Here is a 14872-nt window from a genome sequence, read left to right on the forward strand (position 1 = left end):
CCTCATTCTAATTCACATAACTCTTAATCAAATTTTCGTTTACTGACCGATGACATATTACTATTGCTCAAGCGAATCGGTTCTATTTTTTTAGCTAAGCCTGTTTGGGAATCTGTTTCAATAAACACTCCACTTAACACAAATGGTCCTTCTGTTTCTGGAGTGAGGCGTTGTGGTAAGTGAGTTGTAAACCTGTGTAGAGCGTCGCTTGGTCTAAAACCAATAATACTATTCAAAGCGCCAGTCATCCCTACATCACTCATATAGCCAGTTCCTTTAGGCAGAATTCGCGCATCGTTCGTTTGAACATGCGTATGTGTACCCACTACTGCAGATACTTGACCGTCAAATAACCACCCTGTTGCTTGCTTTTCGCTTGTAGTTTCAGCATGCATGTCAATCAGAATATGAGGCGTTCTTTCTCTGACTTCCTTAATCACATCAGGCAATACTTGGAAAGGATCGATACACGGTCCCATAAAGACACTCCCTAAAGCATTAATAATGGCTACTTCTTCTTGGTTAACCTTCACATAATGTACACCTTTACCTGGTGTCCCTTTGGGTAAGTTAACCGGTCGCACTAAGCAGTTTGCTGAGTCAATAAATTCGTATATGTCTCTGTTATCCCAAGCGTGGTTGCCTAACGTTACCACATCTACCCCTTGATTTAACAACCATTTATATAATTTTTCAGTGATACCTTTTCCATTTTCTGCAATATTCTCACCATTAACAATCGTTAATTGTGGTCGAAAACGTTGTTTTAATTCTGGTAAATATTGACTGAGTGCTTCTTGCCCTCTTGCAGCGACGACATCGCCTATAAATAATATTTTCATGAAAGTCCTCTTTCTAATCTTGACATCTAATCTATTTTATCAATCATTATGATAAAAATAAAGTATCAGGCAATTAGGCACTGATACTTTACTATACAAAAAAGTTGCATATTTCATTTTCGACTAGCAAATGCTGCGTCTGCTGGTTTTTAAATCAAAATTGGCACTCATTGGAGTCTGATATCACTTTTTTGTTGTGGCAAGTGAGTATACAGTTCTATTTATTTATCATTTAAAACGACCTCTGCAATTATTCCATAAGATGTTTCTAATTGCTCTAATGTCGGCAAGTAAGAAACTACAATAATTTCATCTGCTTGATAAGTGTCTGATAACTCTTGCCATTGCTTGGTGATCGTTTCTTTACTACCTTTTAAGCTAATACCCATTCTAGAGTCGATAAATAATTTTTCCGCTGACGTTAATTGATCACGGAAATTCTCATCCGGTTGTTTGTAATGCCCTTGTTCTCCTCTGATTAAATCTAATGTTACTTTTTGATTAATCATATAGAGCCTATCAGCTTCTTCATCTGTTTGTGCACCGTAACCTAAGACACCCATTATAACATATGGTTGCGCTAGTTGTTTTGATGGTTTAAATCGAGAACGATAAATCTCTAACGCTTCAGACATTTGTTGAGGAGCAAAGTGAGAAGCAAAAGAATACGGTAAGCCAAACTCCGCTGCGACGTAGGCTGAACTAATAGAACTTCCTAAGATATATAAAGGTACTTCTAAACCGATTCCTGGATTAGCAATCACTTCTTCTTGGATTTCCTCTGGACCGAAGTAACGTTGCAACTCTAGAATCGAACGCGCAAAGCCTCCCTCACTTGAATCTCCCCTATAAATCAATCGTGCTGTTGCTTGGTCAGTCCCTGGTGCGCGTCCTAAACCTAAATCGATACGATCAGGATATAACGTCGCTAAAGTACCAAATCTTTCCGCTACTTGTAGAGTGGTATGGTTAGGTATCATAACGCCTCCCGCACCTAAGCGAATCGTTGATGAATTAGCTAATAAATGTTGCATGATTAAATCTGTGGCTGAACTCAAGACCCCTTTGAAATTATGATGCTCTGCAACCCAATAACGAGTGTATCCTTGTTTTTCAACAATTGACACTAAACCTGTTGCTCGATCAATGGCTTCTTTTTCAGTTTCACCTTCGAAATGTGGCACCAAATTTAAAACAGAAACTTTTGTCATAGTACATCCTCCTATTAAAAGTGTTCTAATATTTCTATATGTGTGAAAGCACTAAATGTATTGGCATACTCCTATTATAACAAACATCCGTTTGAATGAAAGGTAAAGCAAAACGCAGGATGTTTTCTCTGCAACTAAGTTTTTCTTCAAAAATAGGCAGTTCAATCAGATAGATTAACCATTTAACCCTTTAAGCTTAATCAAAATACAGTTGATATCAAACATTGTAAATAAAGTCAGTAAAAATAAATAAAAGCAGGTTAACAACTTAATGTTGTCAACCTGCTGGTAATTTTGTTATTTTCTGTTATTTCGCGTACTCAATCGCTCTTGTCTCGCGAATTACTGTTACTTTAATATTGCCTGGATAGTTCATTTCTTCTTCAATACGTTTCTTGATGTCTCTAGCGATACGAATAGATTGCGCATCGTTCACTTCATTTGGTTTTACCATTACGCGTATCTCACGTCCTGCTTGAATAGCATAACTTTGTGAAACTCCGGTAAAACTATTTGAAATTTCTTCGAGTTTTTCCAAACGACGAATATAATTTTCTAATGATTCGCTTCTTGCACCAGGTCTTGCGGCAGATAATGCGTCTGCTGCAGCAACTAGTACGGCGGTTGTTGAAGTAGGCAATGTATCCCCATGGTGAGAGGCAATTGAATTAATAACAATTTCCGGTTCATTATACTTATTAGCAATTTCTGCACCGATTTCAACGTGGGAACCTTCAATTTCATGATCAAGCGCTTTTCCAATATCATGCAATAAACCTGCACGCTTAGCCATGCTAATATCTTCTCCAAGTTCTCCAGCCATTACTCCAGCCAATTTTGCAACTTCAATACTATGTTTTAAGACATTCTGTCCATAACTAGTACGATAAGATAAACGTCCTAAAATTTTAATTAAATCTGGATGTAACGAATGCACACCCACATCAAAAGTTGCTTCTTCTCCAATTTCACGTATCTTCTCATCAATTTCTTTACGAGCGCGATCCACCATTTCCTCAATACGAGCTGGATGGATACGGCCATCTTGAATTAATTTCTCTAATGCTAACTTAGCAATTTGACGACGGATTGGATCAAAACCACTGATAACGACCGCTTCCGGTGTATCATCAATAATTAAATCAATCCCTGTTAAACTTTCAAGTGTTCGAATATTACGACCCTCACGTCCGATAATTCTACCTTTCATATCATCATTAGGTAGATGAACGATTGTGACAGTGTTTTCTGTAACAATATCCGATGCACTACGTTGAATAGCCTGAAGGATTATATTTTTAGCGTTTCGATCTGCTTCATCGGTAGCTTTTTGATCAGCATCTCGAATCATTAGCGCAATATCGTGCGATAACTCTTGCTCGGTTTCATCCATGATGATTTTTCTTGCATCATCACGTGAAAGCATTGAAACTCTTTCCAGTTCAGTCTTTTGGGCATCAATTAATGATTGAATTCTAGTTTCTTCATTAACTAAATCATCTCGACGTTTGAAGAAATCTTCTTCCTTAGCTTCTAAATTTAGTTCGCGTTTATCTAAATTATTGCTTTTGATTTCTAGATTTTCTTCTTTTTGAATTAGCCGCTTCTCTGTACGATTAGCTTCACTACGACGTTCTTTTAACTCTTGCTCAACCTCATTACGGTACTTAATATTTTCTTCCTTCGCTTCGAAAAGCGCTTCTCGTTTTAAGATTTGAGCTTGTTTAATTGCATCATCAATGATTGCTTCAGCGTTAGCTTTAGCACCAGCTACATTCTTTTCGTCGGATTTTTTACGAATATAAAAACCGATTCCTGTCCCTAAAATTAAAGTAACGATCGCGAAGGCGTATGACATAAAGTCCATTTGAGTCACCTCCGAATCTATTATAATTTATTCATTTTAAAAATTTTTTGACATAAAACAAATAATGTGTTGCCACATAACATTATAATACGTTTAAATTCGTAAACTGTCAATGAACTAAACCGCTTACGTTAGATAGATTCATTACAAAAAAAGATCAATTAACGTAACAAAATACCATTTTACTGGGCTTTTGCTATCTATTAATTGATCTTATAACTCTCTTTTTAATCTAATGGAAGTTCTGTTACTTCTTTTTCTTTAGAGGCTGATTCTTCCATTGCAGCCAATTCTTCTGCTGTTCCAATGTTATAATGCTTACGCACTTGTAATTCAACAACTTGACGAATTTCAGGATTATCCTCAAGGTATTGTTTCGCATTCTCGCGTCCTTGTCCGATTCGGGTATCTCCATACGAGTACCAAGATCCTGCTTTATTAATCACATCAATGTCTGATGCCATATCGACTAATTCTCCTGTTTGAGAGATACCTAGCCCATACATAATATCAACAATAGCCTCTTTAAACGGAGGAGCAACCTTATTCTTCACAACTTTAATACGCGTACGGTTACCAATCATTGTCCCGCCATCTTTAATTGTTTCAGTACGTCTTACTTCTAGACGAACGGTTGAATAGAATTTTAATGCACGACCACCAGGTGTCGTTTCTGGGTTCCCAAACATAATACCAATCTTTTCACGAATTTGGTTAATGAAGAAACATATCGTTTTTGTTTTGTTTACTGAACCAGATAGTTTACGTAAAGCTTGTGACATTAAACGAGCTTGTAGACCCATGTGTGAGTCTCCCATCTCTCCTTCAATCTCTGCACGAGGTACTAGAGCAGCTACCGAGTCAATTACAACAATATCAATCGCTCCAGAAGCAACTAAAGCATCTGCGATTTCTAATCCTTGTTCTCCTGTATCAGGTTGTGACAATAATAACTCATCAACGTTTACACCCAATTTGGCAGCATAATCTGGATCAAGCGCATGTTCTGCATCAATAAATGCCGCCATACCACCACGTTTTTGAACTTCTGCGATTGCATGTAAAGCAACTGTTGTTTTACCTGACGATTCCGGTCCATAACATTCAATAATACGACCGCGCGGGTAACCACCAACACCTAATGCTACATCAAGTGCTAATGAGCCAGTAGGAATTGTTTGAATCTTAGTATCCCCTTTTTCTCCCATCTTCATGATGGCACCTTTACCGTAATTTTTCTCAATTGTTTTCATTGCCATTTCTAAGGCTTTTTGACGTTCTTTTTTATCTACCATGAAAATCCTCCATTCCATAACTTCTTTTACAGTTTATCTAATAATTTGAAAGAATGCAAGCGAAAAACGAACAAACGTTCTATTTTTCTGTTAAATATTTCCTTAGTAAATTTAAAGCTTCATATTTTGCTATTTCTCGCACAATTTCTCGAGGTTTATCATCAATCATTAATTCTTTTATTTGTGTTGATTCATTTTTTATGGCTAGGGCAATAAAAACTCGACCAGCAGGTTGTTCCCCTAAAGGTCCAGGCCCCGCCACCCCCGTCAAACTTAACGCGAAATCAGATTTACAACGACTTAAACACTGTTCTGCCATATCTTGAGCAACTTGTTCACTCACCACACTGTATTCTTCTATGAGGTCATGATTGACGCCTAATAGAGTTTCCTTCATCGCTGTTTGATAAGTTACAAAGCCACCTTTGAGTACATCTGATGAGCCAGGAACTGCCGTCAAACTCGTCATCACTAATCCACCCGTGAGGCTTTCTGCTACGCTTAGCGTTTTCTGACCTTCCTTTAACATCGTTAAAATGTAAGCCTCGAAGGACAGATGTTCCCCACTACCAATATAATAGTCAAGCATTCTAACTTTTATTTGTTTAGCCATTTGACTATTCATTGAATGCGCTGTTTCTTTGTCTAGCGCACTAGCTGTGATACGAATAGTCGTTAAACGAGGACGTGCATAAATTGCCACCGTAGGATTTGTCTGAGAAAGGATTAAATCATCAATTGCTTGGGCAACCCTTGCTTCTCCCAGTCCATAAAAGTTTAGATACATCGATTCAATTTCAATCTTTTCTTCACGATGTTTACTCAAATAGGGCTTCACATAATGTTCCATCATATGTTTCATTTCATATGGCGGTCCTGGTAAAACGATATAATGTTGGTGTCTTCCAGCCATAAGGCAAGAGCCTCGTTGGTAACCAAGCCCACAAGCTAAGCCGACTTCGTTAAAAAGTGTTTCCCCATTTTCTATAGTCAACGCTTGACGATAATCCCCCTCTGTCATTTTACGATTGTTTCGTTTGTAATTTGCCTCGACTTTTGCCAATTGAGCTTGATCGTAGACTAGTGGTTCGTCTAAAAATTCTGCCAATATAATTTTTGTCACATCATCTCGAGTCGGTCCCAATCCACCTGAAAGAATAATGAGGTCTGACCGTTCTGACGCTAAAGTTAGTGCCTCTTTTAAACGAATTGGATTATCACCTACTACCTGTTGATAATACGTTCCGATGCCGATATCCAATAAACTCTGTGCAATATCACTTGTGTTAGTGTTTACTATGTAGCCCATTAATAATTCTGTTCCTACTGCGATAATTTCTGCTTTCATAAAACCCCTCTATCTTAAATACGTATTTAATCCGCAAATATGCGTCGAACTTCCCATTTAGTTAATAAAGACACCAAATAAATTAATAAAGATACATGCCCCCTTATTAAAATAACCCTCTAAGCAAATAAAGACGAATGAACTCAATCATTCGCCTCTAATTTTAGTTTATAGTCTTATTCCACTGTATCCATAAAGACAAATCGTCCTTGGTAAAAGTACTCTATGCCCGAATAAAGCGTAAAGAACAAGCAAATATATAATAAAATATCCGCCATTGGAATGTTTAGCATAACAAAGCCTGCGTCATTAAATAGATAGAAAATTATTGAAAACATTTGAGAAAATGTTTTAATTTTCCCAGGCATTGCTGCTGCCATAACTTTTCCATCATGCTGAGCAAGTAAAACTCTCAAACCAGTTACTAGCAATTCACGACTAATAATAATAATCGCTATCCAAGCAGGTATAACATTAGCAGTGACTAACATGATTAACGCTGCCAAAACAAGTAATTTATCTGCCATGGGATCTGCAAATGCACCAAAAGATGTCACTAAGTTATATTTACGAGCCAAATAGCCATCTAAATAATCAGTAAAACTAGCCATCGCAAAGATGATGCCTGCGACTAATTGATGAACCGGGATAACTGCCCCCATCCAAGTGACTTGTCCCCAGTCAAGTGGTAAAGTTAACAATATAATAAATACTGGAATCATTACAATTCGTGCTAGCGTCAATTTATTTGCTATATTCATAATAAATCACTACTCATTTCCGGTGTTAGTACCTGGGTCTAAAACAGCGGGTCCTTGATATTCTTCTGTTGTTTCTTCTGCTGTTTCTTCGCCAGTTTCTTCAGTTTCATCAGACGGTATGTCTAATTCAATTGTTTCGTTCGATTCCACTTGGTTAGTATTCTCCGTTTCATCACCTAACACAAACACTACGGTATCTGCGAAGAATGGATTATCAATTGGTAATTGTGTTCCATTAACTAAGAGTAAACCACCTTCTGGATAGCCAAAACGAATTCTAAAGCTAGTCGTACCTTCTGATACACCAGCAAATTCAAAGGTATCTCCTTCGGCAATCGACTCATCAACAACCATCATCTCATCTTCATACATACCTACCCAAACAAAACCAAGTCCTTCTACTTCAAATGTATAATCAGAGAAAGAACCACTAATCTCGTAAGTCGTTTCTTCCCCCTCAGCTGAAACTAAAGTAAGTACTTGATCACCTACTTGAATTTGATTATCTGCCAACTCTGCCTCAGAGTCCAAACTTTCAACAGAGGATTCATCTTCTGTAGGTAATGCAACTGAATCAGGTTCAACTGAGCTAACGATGCTAGTCGATGATGATTCCGTCACATTTGTATTTTTTTCGACATTTCCTATACGATTAATTGCTATAATTAATGTCAACATAATCAAAACAATAATAGCCACTAAAAAAACAACTGGTAAATAAGAAAACACTGACTCCCAGGCAGTTTTTTCATTATTATTTTGTCTTTGAGATAGTCGGCTAGGTATGACTGTTTCAGTCGGTACTACGGTTTCATCAATCTCATCTGATTGAGTTTCAAGCTCTTCTTGATATTCTTCAAGCAACTCGTCACCATTCAAACCTACCATATCTGCGTATTGTTTAACAAATGCTCTGACATAAAAAGTGCCTGGCACTTCTTCATATTGTCCCTCTTCAATTGCTTGTAAATATTTCTTTTGAATCTTAGTCATTTGTTGCAATGTATTTAATGTGTAGCCTTTTTCAACACGGGCTTCTCTTAAACGTGTACCTAATTCACTCATCCAGGTTGCTCCCTTACATCTTTCTAAACACAAAGATATTATAGCACAGAATAATGTCCGAATGATTAATTCTTTTTAAGCAATCGGTAAAATAACTGCACGGCTTAGTTCCGCAGTTGTCCAATATTTTTTTCCATATGCGATAACATCAGATAGTGTCATATCTTTTAAATATTTCAAAGTATTAAAATACTCATAGTCATCAAACTCACTTTCAATAATAGCATACGCTATATTTTCTAGCGAATTATGCATTTGCAGTAAGTCTCCAATTCTTCCTTTTATCACTTGTTCAAAATGAATCTGATTTAAATCAAAAGAATTCTCCCAATCTTTGAGCACATTTTCCCATTCTAATAAGATGTCCTGGGGATAGTCAGTTGAAACGCTTAAATATAAATAATGCATAGGATTTTTTGAAGAAATCATCCAATCAAAACTATTATCAATCCATTTCTTCTCATACCAAGCTTGAGAGACAGACGCCGTTGGACCAAATAATAAATCTATCAGAACAGCGCTTTGAAGTGTTAATCGATGCAACTGGTCATTACTCGCGTTAATCTCCCCCAAACGAGCGCCTAATGCTACTAAGGGTTGACTGACTTCCATTCTAACTGTTTGCTTATCCACAACAGAGCTTTCCAAAAGGACTGGTTTTGATTGATAAACTAACTCTGGAAATTTTTTCTTAGATTGATTGACTTCTATCAAGGGAATTACTTTCTCAGGGCTAATATTCCCAACCAGAATCAAACTCATTCGAGAGGGATGGTAAAAAGCATTATAAGCGTTCGTAAGATCCGCATAGGTCGTTGCATTAACACTTGCTACACTTCCAGCAATATCAATAGCTGCAGGATGATTAGGATACAGTCCTTCTAATAATAACTGATGAATTCGCCAATGAGGGCTATCAAGATAAGATATAATTTCTTGTTCAATAATTCCCTTTTCTTTTTCGATCCCATCCTTTGTAAAATAAGGTGTTTGAACAAAGTCTAGTAAAGTTTCAATATTTTTTTCGATTTGAAAAGAAGTAGAGAATAAATAACTTGTTTGGAAATTCGTAGTAAAAGCATTGGCCTGTGCACCTTGTCTCATGAATTTGACGAAAGCATCTTCACCATTTTGACCTTCAAACATCTTATGTTCCAGAAAATGAGCGGCACCGGCTGGTATTGGAATCACTTCACCAGTTTGTACATTCTCAATAGCCACGTCTAATGAACCAAAATTGGTGGTCAAAATACCATATACACGATGATAATCTTCTTTGGGAATCAATGTCACACTCAACCCATTTTTAAGTTTGGTCTGAATCATTGTTTCGTCTACATCCTTAAAAAATTGCTTATGCATCCAATTCCCTTCCTTTCAATACAAAACTCGTAATAGCCTTTAACTCATTGAGTAATACCAACAAATCTTCCTCTTGAACATCTTCAACATAATCACGATAAACGTTGGCATCTCTAGGAAAAGTTGGCTGCAAAAATTGATTAATTTGCAAATACAACTCTGTCTCTTGATAATCTCTAGATTGGATATGATCACTGATTAATGTAAACTTAACCTCCGCTAAAAAACTTTTATCGGCAACTTTTTCTTTCACTAATTCCAACAGATTATTCACTTCATTCATTACATGACCAACCTTTTCACCATCAACTGAAGCAAAAACCAGCAATAAGCTCCGTGAAAAATCAACAGATGAATAAATAGAATAAGCCAAACTTTGACTCTCGCGAATCTCCATGAACAACAATGAATTCGGCAATCCACCAAATATTGCATTCAACAGTTGCATTTGTACTCGCCCACGTAACGTACTGATAAAGGGGAAATGATACGCCATTGCCAAATGGCTTTGTTTGCCATCAACTTCTTTAGTAAATAGTTGGTATGATGTTTCGGGCGCAATAATTTGATTATTACTGTAGTTATAATCAATAACTCGAGAGGATAATGGCCACTTTCTTACCGTAGTCATTAACTTTTCTTCGCTAAATTCACCATGAACGCCAATCAATACCAGAGACTCATCTAATAGTTTTCGATACTCCTGCGCTAAATCTGCTAACGTTAATTCTCTCAATATTGAATCGCTACCTAGACCATCCAAATATTTAGTTGTATCATTCTGGTAAATTTTCTCCAGTAGATTTTGGGCTACTAAATTCGTTTTAACATCTTTTCGACGTTTGATTCTTGTCAATAATAATTGCTTTTCTCGTTTAAAACGCGCCAAAATAAATTCATTTGAGTCATCAAAACTTTGCTCGAACAGCAGTGAGTAGATCAATGAAAACCACTCACTCAATAAATTCGGTGCTAAATCTTTTATAAGTGACGGTCGTACTAAAGTAGAACTTAGTGTAAATTCAAGAAAATTACCGTTTCTTTGGACTGAAACGCCTAAGCTTGATCCATATAAGTTGGCCAATTTTTGTTCTAATATTCCCTTGTTTTTAATTGATATAGACCCATCTTCAATCATTCTAGCAATTAATGATCGTTTAGAAGCAGAAGCTACTGAATATGGCGTTATAAATTTAACGACTATCATATTCGATTTGTATTTTTTCGATAATTTGGTATCTAGATATATCCCTTGATATAGTTCTTTCACACTCTGTCTCCTCATTTAACAAATAATAAAAATAACCGAAATAGCGACCTACGCTTCATAAGCTAGTCACTACTTCGGTCATAAAACTCAGTCTTTTCGTTGTTCTATTTAGTCTTCACATAAGTTGTACCGTTGGCAGCAGGTCCTCTTGAGTTCCCAACAAATCCAACTAATACAATAATTGTAATGATATAAGGTGCAATTTGCAAGAACACGGACGGAATTGCACTAATAAATGGAATTTGTCCTCCAATAACAGCCAAACTTTGAGCAAAACCAAAGAATAATGCTGCCCCCATCGCTCCTAATGGATTCCATTTACCAAAAATCATTGCTGCCATCGCCATGAAACCTTGACCAGCTACAGTCGAGATAGAGAAATCTAATGAAATAGATTGAGCTAAAACCGCTCCACCCATACCTCCAAAGAAACCGGATAATAAGACACCTGCATAACGCATCAGATAAACATTAATTCCTAACGTATCGGCTGCTTGAGGGTGCTCACCTACTGAACGTAATCTTAAACCAAAACTTGTTTTAAAGACCACAAACCAGGCAATGACGGCTAATAAGATACCAACATAAGCAGCTAAGGACGTTCTAGTAAAGAAAATTTGCCCAATAACTGGAATTTTACTGATGATAGGGAAGTTAAAGTAACCAAACGATTCTCGAATAATATCAGTTTGGCCTTTACCATCAAACATTACACGAACTAAGAAAATACCTAGAGCAGGCGCCACTAAGTTTAACACTGTACCAGAAATAATATGATCTGCTCTTAAATTAACTGTTGCAACTGCATGAATTAAAGAGAACAGTATCCCAATGAAACCACCAAACAACATCCCAAACCAAGGAGTCCAGTCCCCTAAAGTCGGTGCCATTGCAAGGTTGAAAATAATGGAACTGAACGCCCCCATTACCATGATACCTTCCAAACCAACGTTTACAACACCACTTCGCTCAGAAAATACGCCTCCAAGCGCGGTATAGATAAGTGGCGCAGAGTAAACAAGTGATGAGGATACGATTAAGGCTAAAGTTTGTACCATTATTCATCGCCTCCTTCAGTTTGAGTAATTACTTCTTTATTTGCCATAGCAGGTTTTTTTCTTTTATCTAGGAAGTAAGTAATGATATAACTTGAACCTACAAAGAAAATAATTGAGCCAGTAACAATTGATACAACTTCTTGAGGTACTTTTGCCGCTAATGGCATTAAGTTCCCACCAGTTTTTAGGCCACCAAATAAGAAAGCAGAGAATAATACCCCAATTGGGTTATTTGCACCAAGTAAAGCAACAGCCATACCATCAAAACCAATCGCTGGTGCGACCCCGTTTTGCATGAATATATTACCAAATTCACCCAAACCACTCATTACTCCACCTAATCCAGCTAAACCACCTGAGATAACCATGGCTAAAATGATATTCTTCTTAGCATTCATTCCTGCGTAATTAGCTGCATGTCGGTTTAAGCCTACAGCTTCAAATTCAAAACCAACAGTCGTCCGTTTCATCATAATATATACAATAACCACTCCGATAATTGCTAAGAAAATTCCACCATGAATTGTGGAACCCTTGGTTAAATCAGTTAACCATTGAATGTCTAACGATGCATTGTCTCCAACAAACGGTGACCGGTCCATACGGTCCGTCATCACATTTCTAACGACATAATCACTAATATAAACAGCAACATAGTTCAACATAATCGTCACGATAACTTCACTCGTATTAAAGTATGCCTTTAAAAAGCCAGCAATTGCAGCCCATAAAGCACCTGCAGCCATCCCACCTAGTATAGCTAATGGTAAAGCAATTAGTTTTGGTGCATCTGGTAATGATACTCCAATCCAAACAGACACCAGCCAACCAGCTAAGGCTTGACCAGAAAGTCCGATGTTGAAAAAACCAGCAGTTGATGCCACTGCAAATCCTAGACCAGTGAAAATTAATGGTGTTGCTGCTCGAATTGTCTGTCCAGTAGCAAAAGGCGTTCCTAATGCTCCCTCATACAAGGCTTTGTAACCAGCAATCGGATCATAATTAAAGACTAACATAACCAACGCACCAAAAATCAAACCAATAATAACTGTCAAAATAGGTACTAAAACACCTCGAAATTTTTGCATGGCCTATACACTTCCCTTCACATGAGTCGTTCCAGCTTCAGAAAGTTCTGATGAATTAACTTCACTGACCGTTTTATCAGTTGTTCGACTAGCTAGAACTTCTTCAAAAGTTGTCCCTGCCATTAGTAGTCCTATTTCCTGTTCATTTGTCTCATTCGCAGGCATATCTGCTACTACTTTTCCATCATACATGACTAAAATTCTGTCTGAAACATTCATGATTTCTTCTAATTCAAAACTCATCAGTAAGACTGCTTTATTTTTATCACGTTCATTAATTAACTCTTTGTGAATAAATTCAATCGCACCTACATCGAGTCCACGTGTTGGGTTCGCTGCAATTAATAGATCAGGATTGCCTTCAACTTCACGTGCAATAATTGCTTTTTGTTGGTTTCCACCTGACAGTGAACGAGCGGCTACTTTTTCTGAAACAGTTCTTACATCAAACTTTTTAATAAGTTCTTTTGCACGAGTTTCTATTGCTTTAAAGTTTAAGAAAACAGAATTTGAGTATGGGCTCTTAAAATAGTCTTTAAGGACAATATTACTTTCTACAGCCATATCTAGAATCAAACCGTGTTTATGACGGTCTTCTGGAATATGACCTACACCTATTTGGTGAATTTGACGTGGATTTAATTTGTTTAATTCTTGACCATTTAGGGCCGCATGACCTTCTTCAATTGGTAAGAGACCAGTTAAAGCAAGAATTAATTCTGTCTGACCATTACCATCGATACCAGCAATACCAACTACCTCACCATGTTTTACATTAAAACTTAAATTATCAACTGCCATTATACCTCGTTCATTTTTGACAACTAAATTTTTAACTTCTAAGGCTACATCAGTTGGTGAAGCTACTGACTTTTCAGTTTTAAAGGAAACAGATCGTCCCACCATCATATCTGCCAGTTCTTTTGATGATGTATCTGCGACTTCTACTGTTCCGATTGACTCGCCACGTCGAATGACGGTACAACGATCAGCTACTTGTTTAATTTCGTCTAATTTATGCGTAATAATGATAATTGACTTACCTTCTTTAGTTAATGATCGAAGCGTCAACATTAAATCATCAATTTCTTGAGGTGTTAATGATGCCGTGGGCTCATCGAAAATTAAAATGTCTGCACCTCGATATAAAGTTTTTAATATTTCTACACGCTGTTGCATACCGACACTTATATTTTCTATTTTGGCATCTGGATTTACTGCCATACCATATTTCTTAGAGATTTCTAAAATCGCTTCCTTGGCAGCGACACGATCCAACATGATACCTTTCTTAGGCTCAGTCCCTAAAATAATATTCTCAACGACAGTAAAATCTTCTATCAACATAAAATGTTGATGGACCATGCCGATCCCTCGTTCGTTCGCAACAGATGGTGAATTTATCACCACTGGCTCACCATTCATCAGAATCTGCCCATCAGTTGGCTCAAGTAAGCCCGATAGGATATTCATTAATGTAGACTTACCGGCACCGTTTTCGCCGAGTAAGGCATGGATTTCTCCTTTACGAAGTTCCAGATTGATATTTTTATTTGCGAAAAACTCACCAAATTGCTTTGATATATTTCGCATCTCTATTACGGGGAATTGTTTTGTTTCCATACGTAATCCTCTCATTCATAGTTAGTATTTCAAACGCTTACTTCCACTATTTTATATTATAACAATTTACAAAAGAATTTGC

General features: G+C 37.1%; 12 protein-coding genes. All 12 read right to left on the bottom strand.

All coding sequences use genetic code 11. From position 1 onward, the window contains the following. Window positions 1–23: 23 nt before the first annotated feature. Entirely contained in the window at window positions 24–842 is an 819-nt protein-coding gene (locus ACTQ45_RS03530; protein ID WP_441750580.1) for a TIGR00282 family metallophosphoesterase, read from the bottom strand. 221 nt (window positions 843–1063) lie between these two features. Next, window positions 1064–2053 (bottom strand): LLM class flavin-dependent oxidoreductase, encoded by a 990-nt coding sequence (locus tag ACTQ45_RS03535; protein WP_441750581.1) that lies wholly within the window; start codon window positions 2051–2053, stop codon window positions 1064–1066. Between the two features lie 307 nt (window positions 2054–2360). After that, window positions 2361–3920: a ribonuclease Y gene (gene rny / locus ACTQ45_RS03540; RefSeq protein ID WP_441750582.1), complete on the bottom strand. Its 1560-nt coding sequence runs from the start codon at window positions 3918–3920 to the stop codon at window positions 2361–2363. Window positions 3921–4147: 227 nt separating this feature from the next. Further along, window positions 4148–5215, bottom strand: coding sequence for a recombinase RecA (recA, locus tag ACTQ45_RS03545; RefSeq protein ID WP_441750583.1), 1068 nt, complete (start codon window positions 5213–5215; stop codon window positions 4148–4150). 79 nt (window positions 5216–5294) lie between these two features. After that, a complete protein-coding gene (locus tag ACTQ45_RS03550) occupies window positions 5295–6563 on the bottom strand; it encodes a competence/damage-inducible protein A (RefSeq protein WP_441750584.1) in 1269 nt (422 codons plus the stop codon). 176 nt (window positions 6564–6739) lie between these two features. Continuing rightward, window positions 6740–7324 (bottom strand): CDP-diacylglycerol--glycerol-3-phosphate 3-phosphatidyltransferase, encoded by a 585-nt coding sequence (gene pgsA / locus ACTQ45_RS03555; RefSeq protein ID WP_441750585.1) that lies wholly within the window; start codon window positions 7322–7324, stop codon window positions 6740–6742. A 9-nt stretch (window positions 7325–7333) separates the two neighbouring features. Continuing rightward, the gene (locus tag ACTQ45_RS03560; protein ID WP_441750586.1) at window positions 7334–8389 is read right to left on the bottom strand and encodes a helix-turn-helix domain-containing protein; all 1056 of its coding nucleotides are present in this window, start codon (window positions 8387–8389) and stop codon (window positions 7334–7336) included. Window positions 8390–8464: 75 nt separating this feature from the next. Then, a complete protein-coding gene (gene yfmH, locus ACTQ45_RS03565; protein ID WP_441750587.1) occupies window positions 8465–9751 on the bottom strand; it encodes an EF-P 5-aminopentanol modification-associated protein YfmH in 1287 nt (428 codons plus the stop codon). Then, window positions 9744–11021 (bottom strand): M16 family metallopeptidase, encoded by a 1278-nt coding sequence (locus ACTQ45_RS03570; protein WP_441750588.1) that lies wholly within the window; start codon window positions 11019–11021, stop codon window positions 9744–9746. Before ACTQ45_RS03570 ends, yfmH begins: the two co-directional genes overlap by 8 nt. A gap of 104 nt (window positions 11022–11125) precedes the next feature. Next, the gene (locus ACTQ45_RS03575) at window positions 11126–12079 is read right to left on the bottom strand and encodes an ABC transporter permease (RefSeq protein WP_441750589.1); all 954 of its coding nucleotides are present in this window, start codon (window positions 12077–12079) and stop codon (window positions 11126–11128) included. Next, window positions 12079–13167, bottom strand: a complete 1089-nt coding sequence (locus tag ACTQ45_RS03580) for an ABC transporter permease (RefSeq protein WP_441750590.1) — start codon at window positions 13165–13167, stop codon at window positions 12079–12081. The genes ACTQ45_RS03575 and ACTQ45_RS03580 overlap by 1 nt, the downstream gene beginning before the upstream one ends. 3 nt (window positions 13168–13170) lie before the next feature. Next, entirely contained in the window at window positions 13171–14790 is a 1620-nt protein-coding gene (locus ACTQ45_RS03585; RefSeq protein ID WP_441750591.1) for an ABC transporter ATP-binding protein, read from the bottom strand. Window positions 14791–14872 lie beyond the last annotated feature (82 nt).

Source organism: Fundicoccus sp. Sow4_D5 (assembly GCF_052116365.1).
Lineage (GTDB): Bacteria > Bacillota > Bacilli > Lactobacillales > Aerococcaceae > Fundicoccus.

What these genes read in the sequence shown, in the direction of transcription:
- ACTQ45_RS03580 (WP_441750590.1), bottom strand. Translation starts at nt 13,167, where the DNA reads ATGCAAAAATTTCGAGGTGTTTTAGTACCTATTTTGACAGTTATTATT.
- yfmH (WP_441750587.1), bottom strand. Translation starts at nt 9,751, where the DNA reads ATGCATAAGCAATTTTTTAAGGATGTAGACGAAACAATGATTCAGACC.
- ACTQ45_RS03560 (WP_441750586.1), bottom strand. Translation starts at nt 8,389, where the DNA reads ATGAGTGAATTAGGTACACGTTTAAGAGAAGCCCGTGTTGAAAAAGGC.
- ACTQ45_RS03530 (WP_441750580.1), bottom strand. Translation starts at nt 842, where the DNA reads ATGAAAATATTATTTATAGGCGATGTCGTCGCTGCAAGAGGGCAAGAA.
- ACTQ45_RS03535 (WP_441750581.1), bottom strand. Translation starts at nt 2,053, where the DNA reads ATGACAAAAGTTTCTGTTTTAAATTTGGTGCCACATTTCGAAGGTGAA.
- ACTQ45_RS03575 (WP_441750589.1), bottom strand. Translation starts at nt 12,079, where the DNA reads ATGGTACAAACTTTAGCCTTAATCGTATCCTCATCACTTGTTTACTCT.
- ACTQ45_RS03585 (WP_441750591.1), bottom strand. Translation starts at nt 14,790, where the DNA reads ATGGAAACAAAACAATTCCCCGTAATAGAGATGCGAAATATATCAAAG.
- recA (WP_441750583.1), bottom strand. Translation starts at nt 5,215, where the DNA reads ATGGTAGATAAAAAAGAACGTCAAAAAGCCTTAGAAATGGCAATGAAA.
- rny (WP_441750582.1), bottom strand. Translation starts at nt 3,920, where the DNA reads ATGGACTTTATGTCATACGCCTTCGCGATCGTTACTTTAATTTTAGGG.
- pgsA (WP_441750585.1), bottom strand. Translation starts at nt 7,324, where the DNA reads ATGAATATAGCAAATAAATTGACGCTAGCACGAATTGTAATGATTCCA.
- ACTQ45_RS03550 (WP_441750584.1), bottom strand. Translation starts at nt 6,563, where the DNA reads ATGAAAGCAGAAATTATCGCAGTAGGAACAGAATTATTAATGGGCTAC.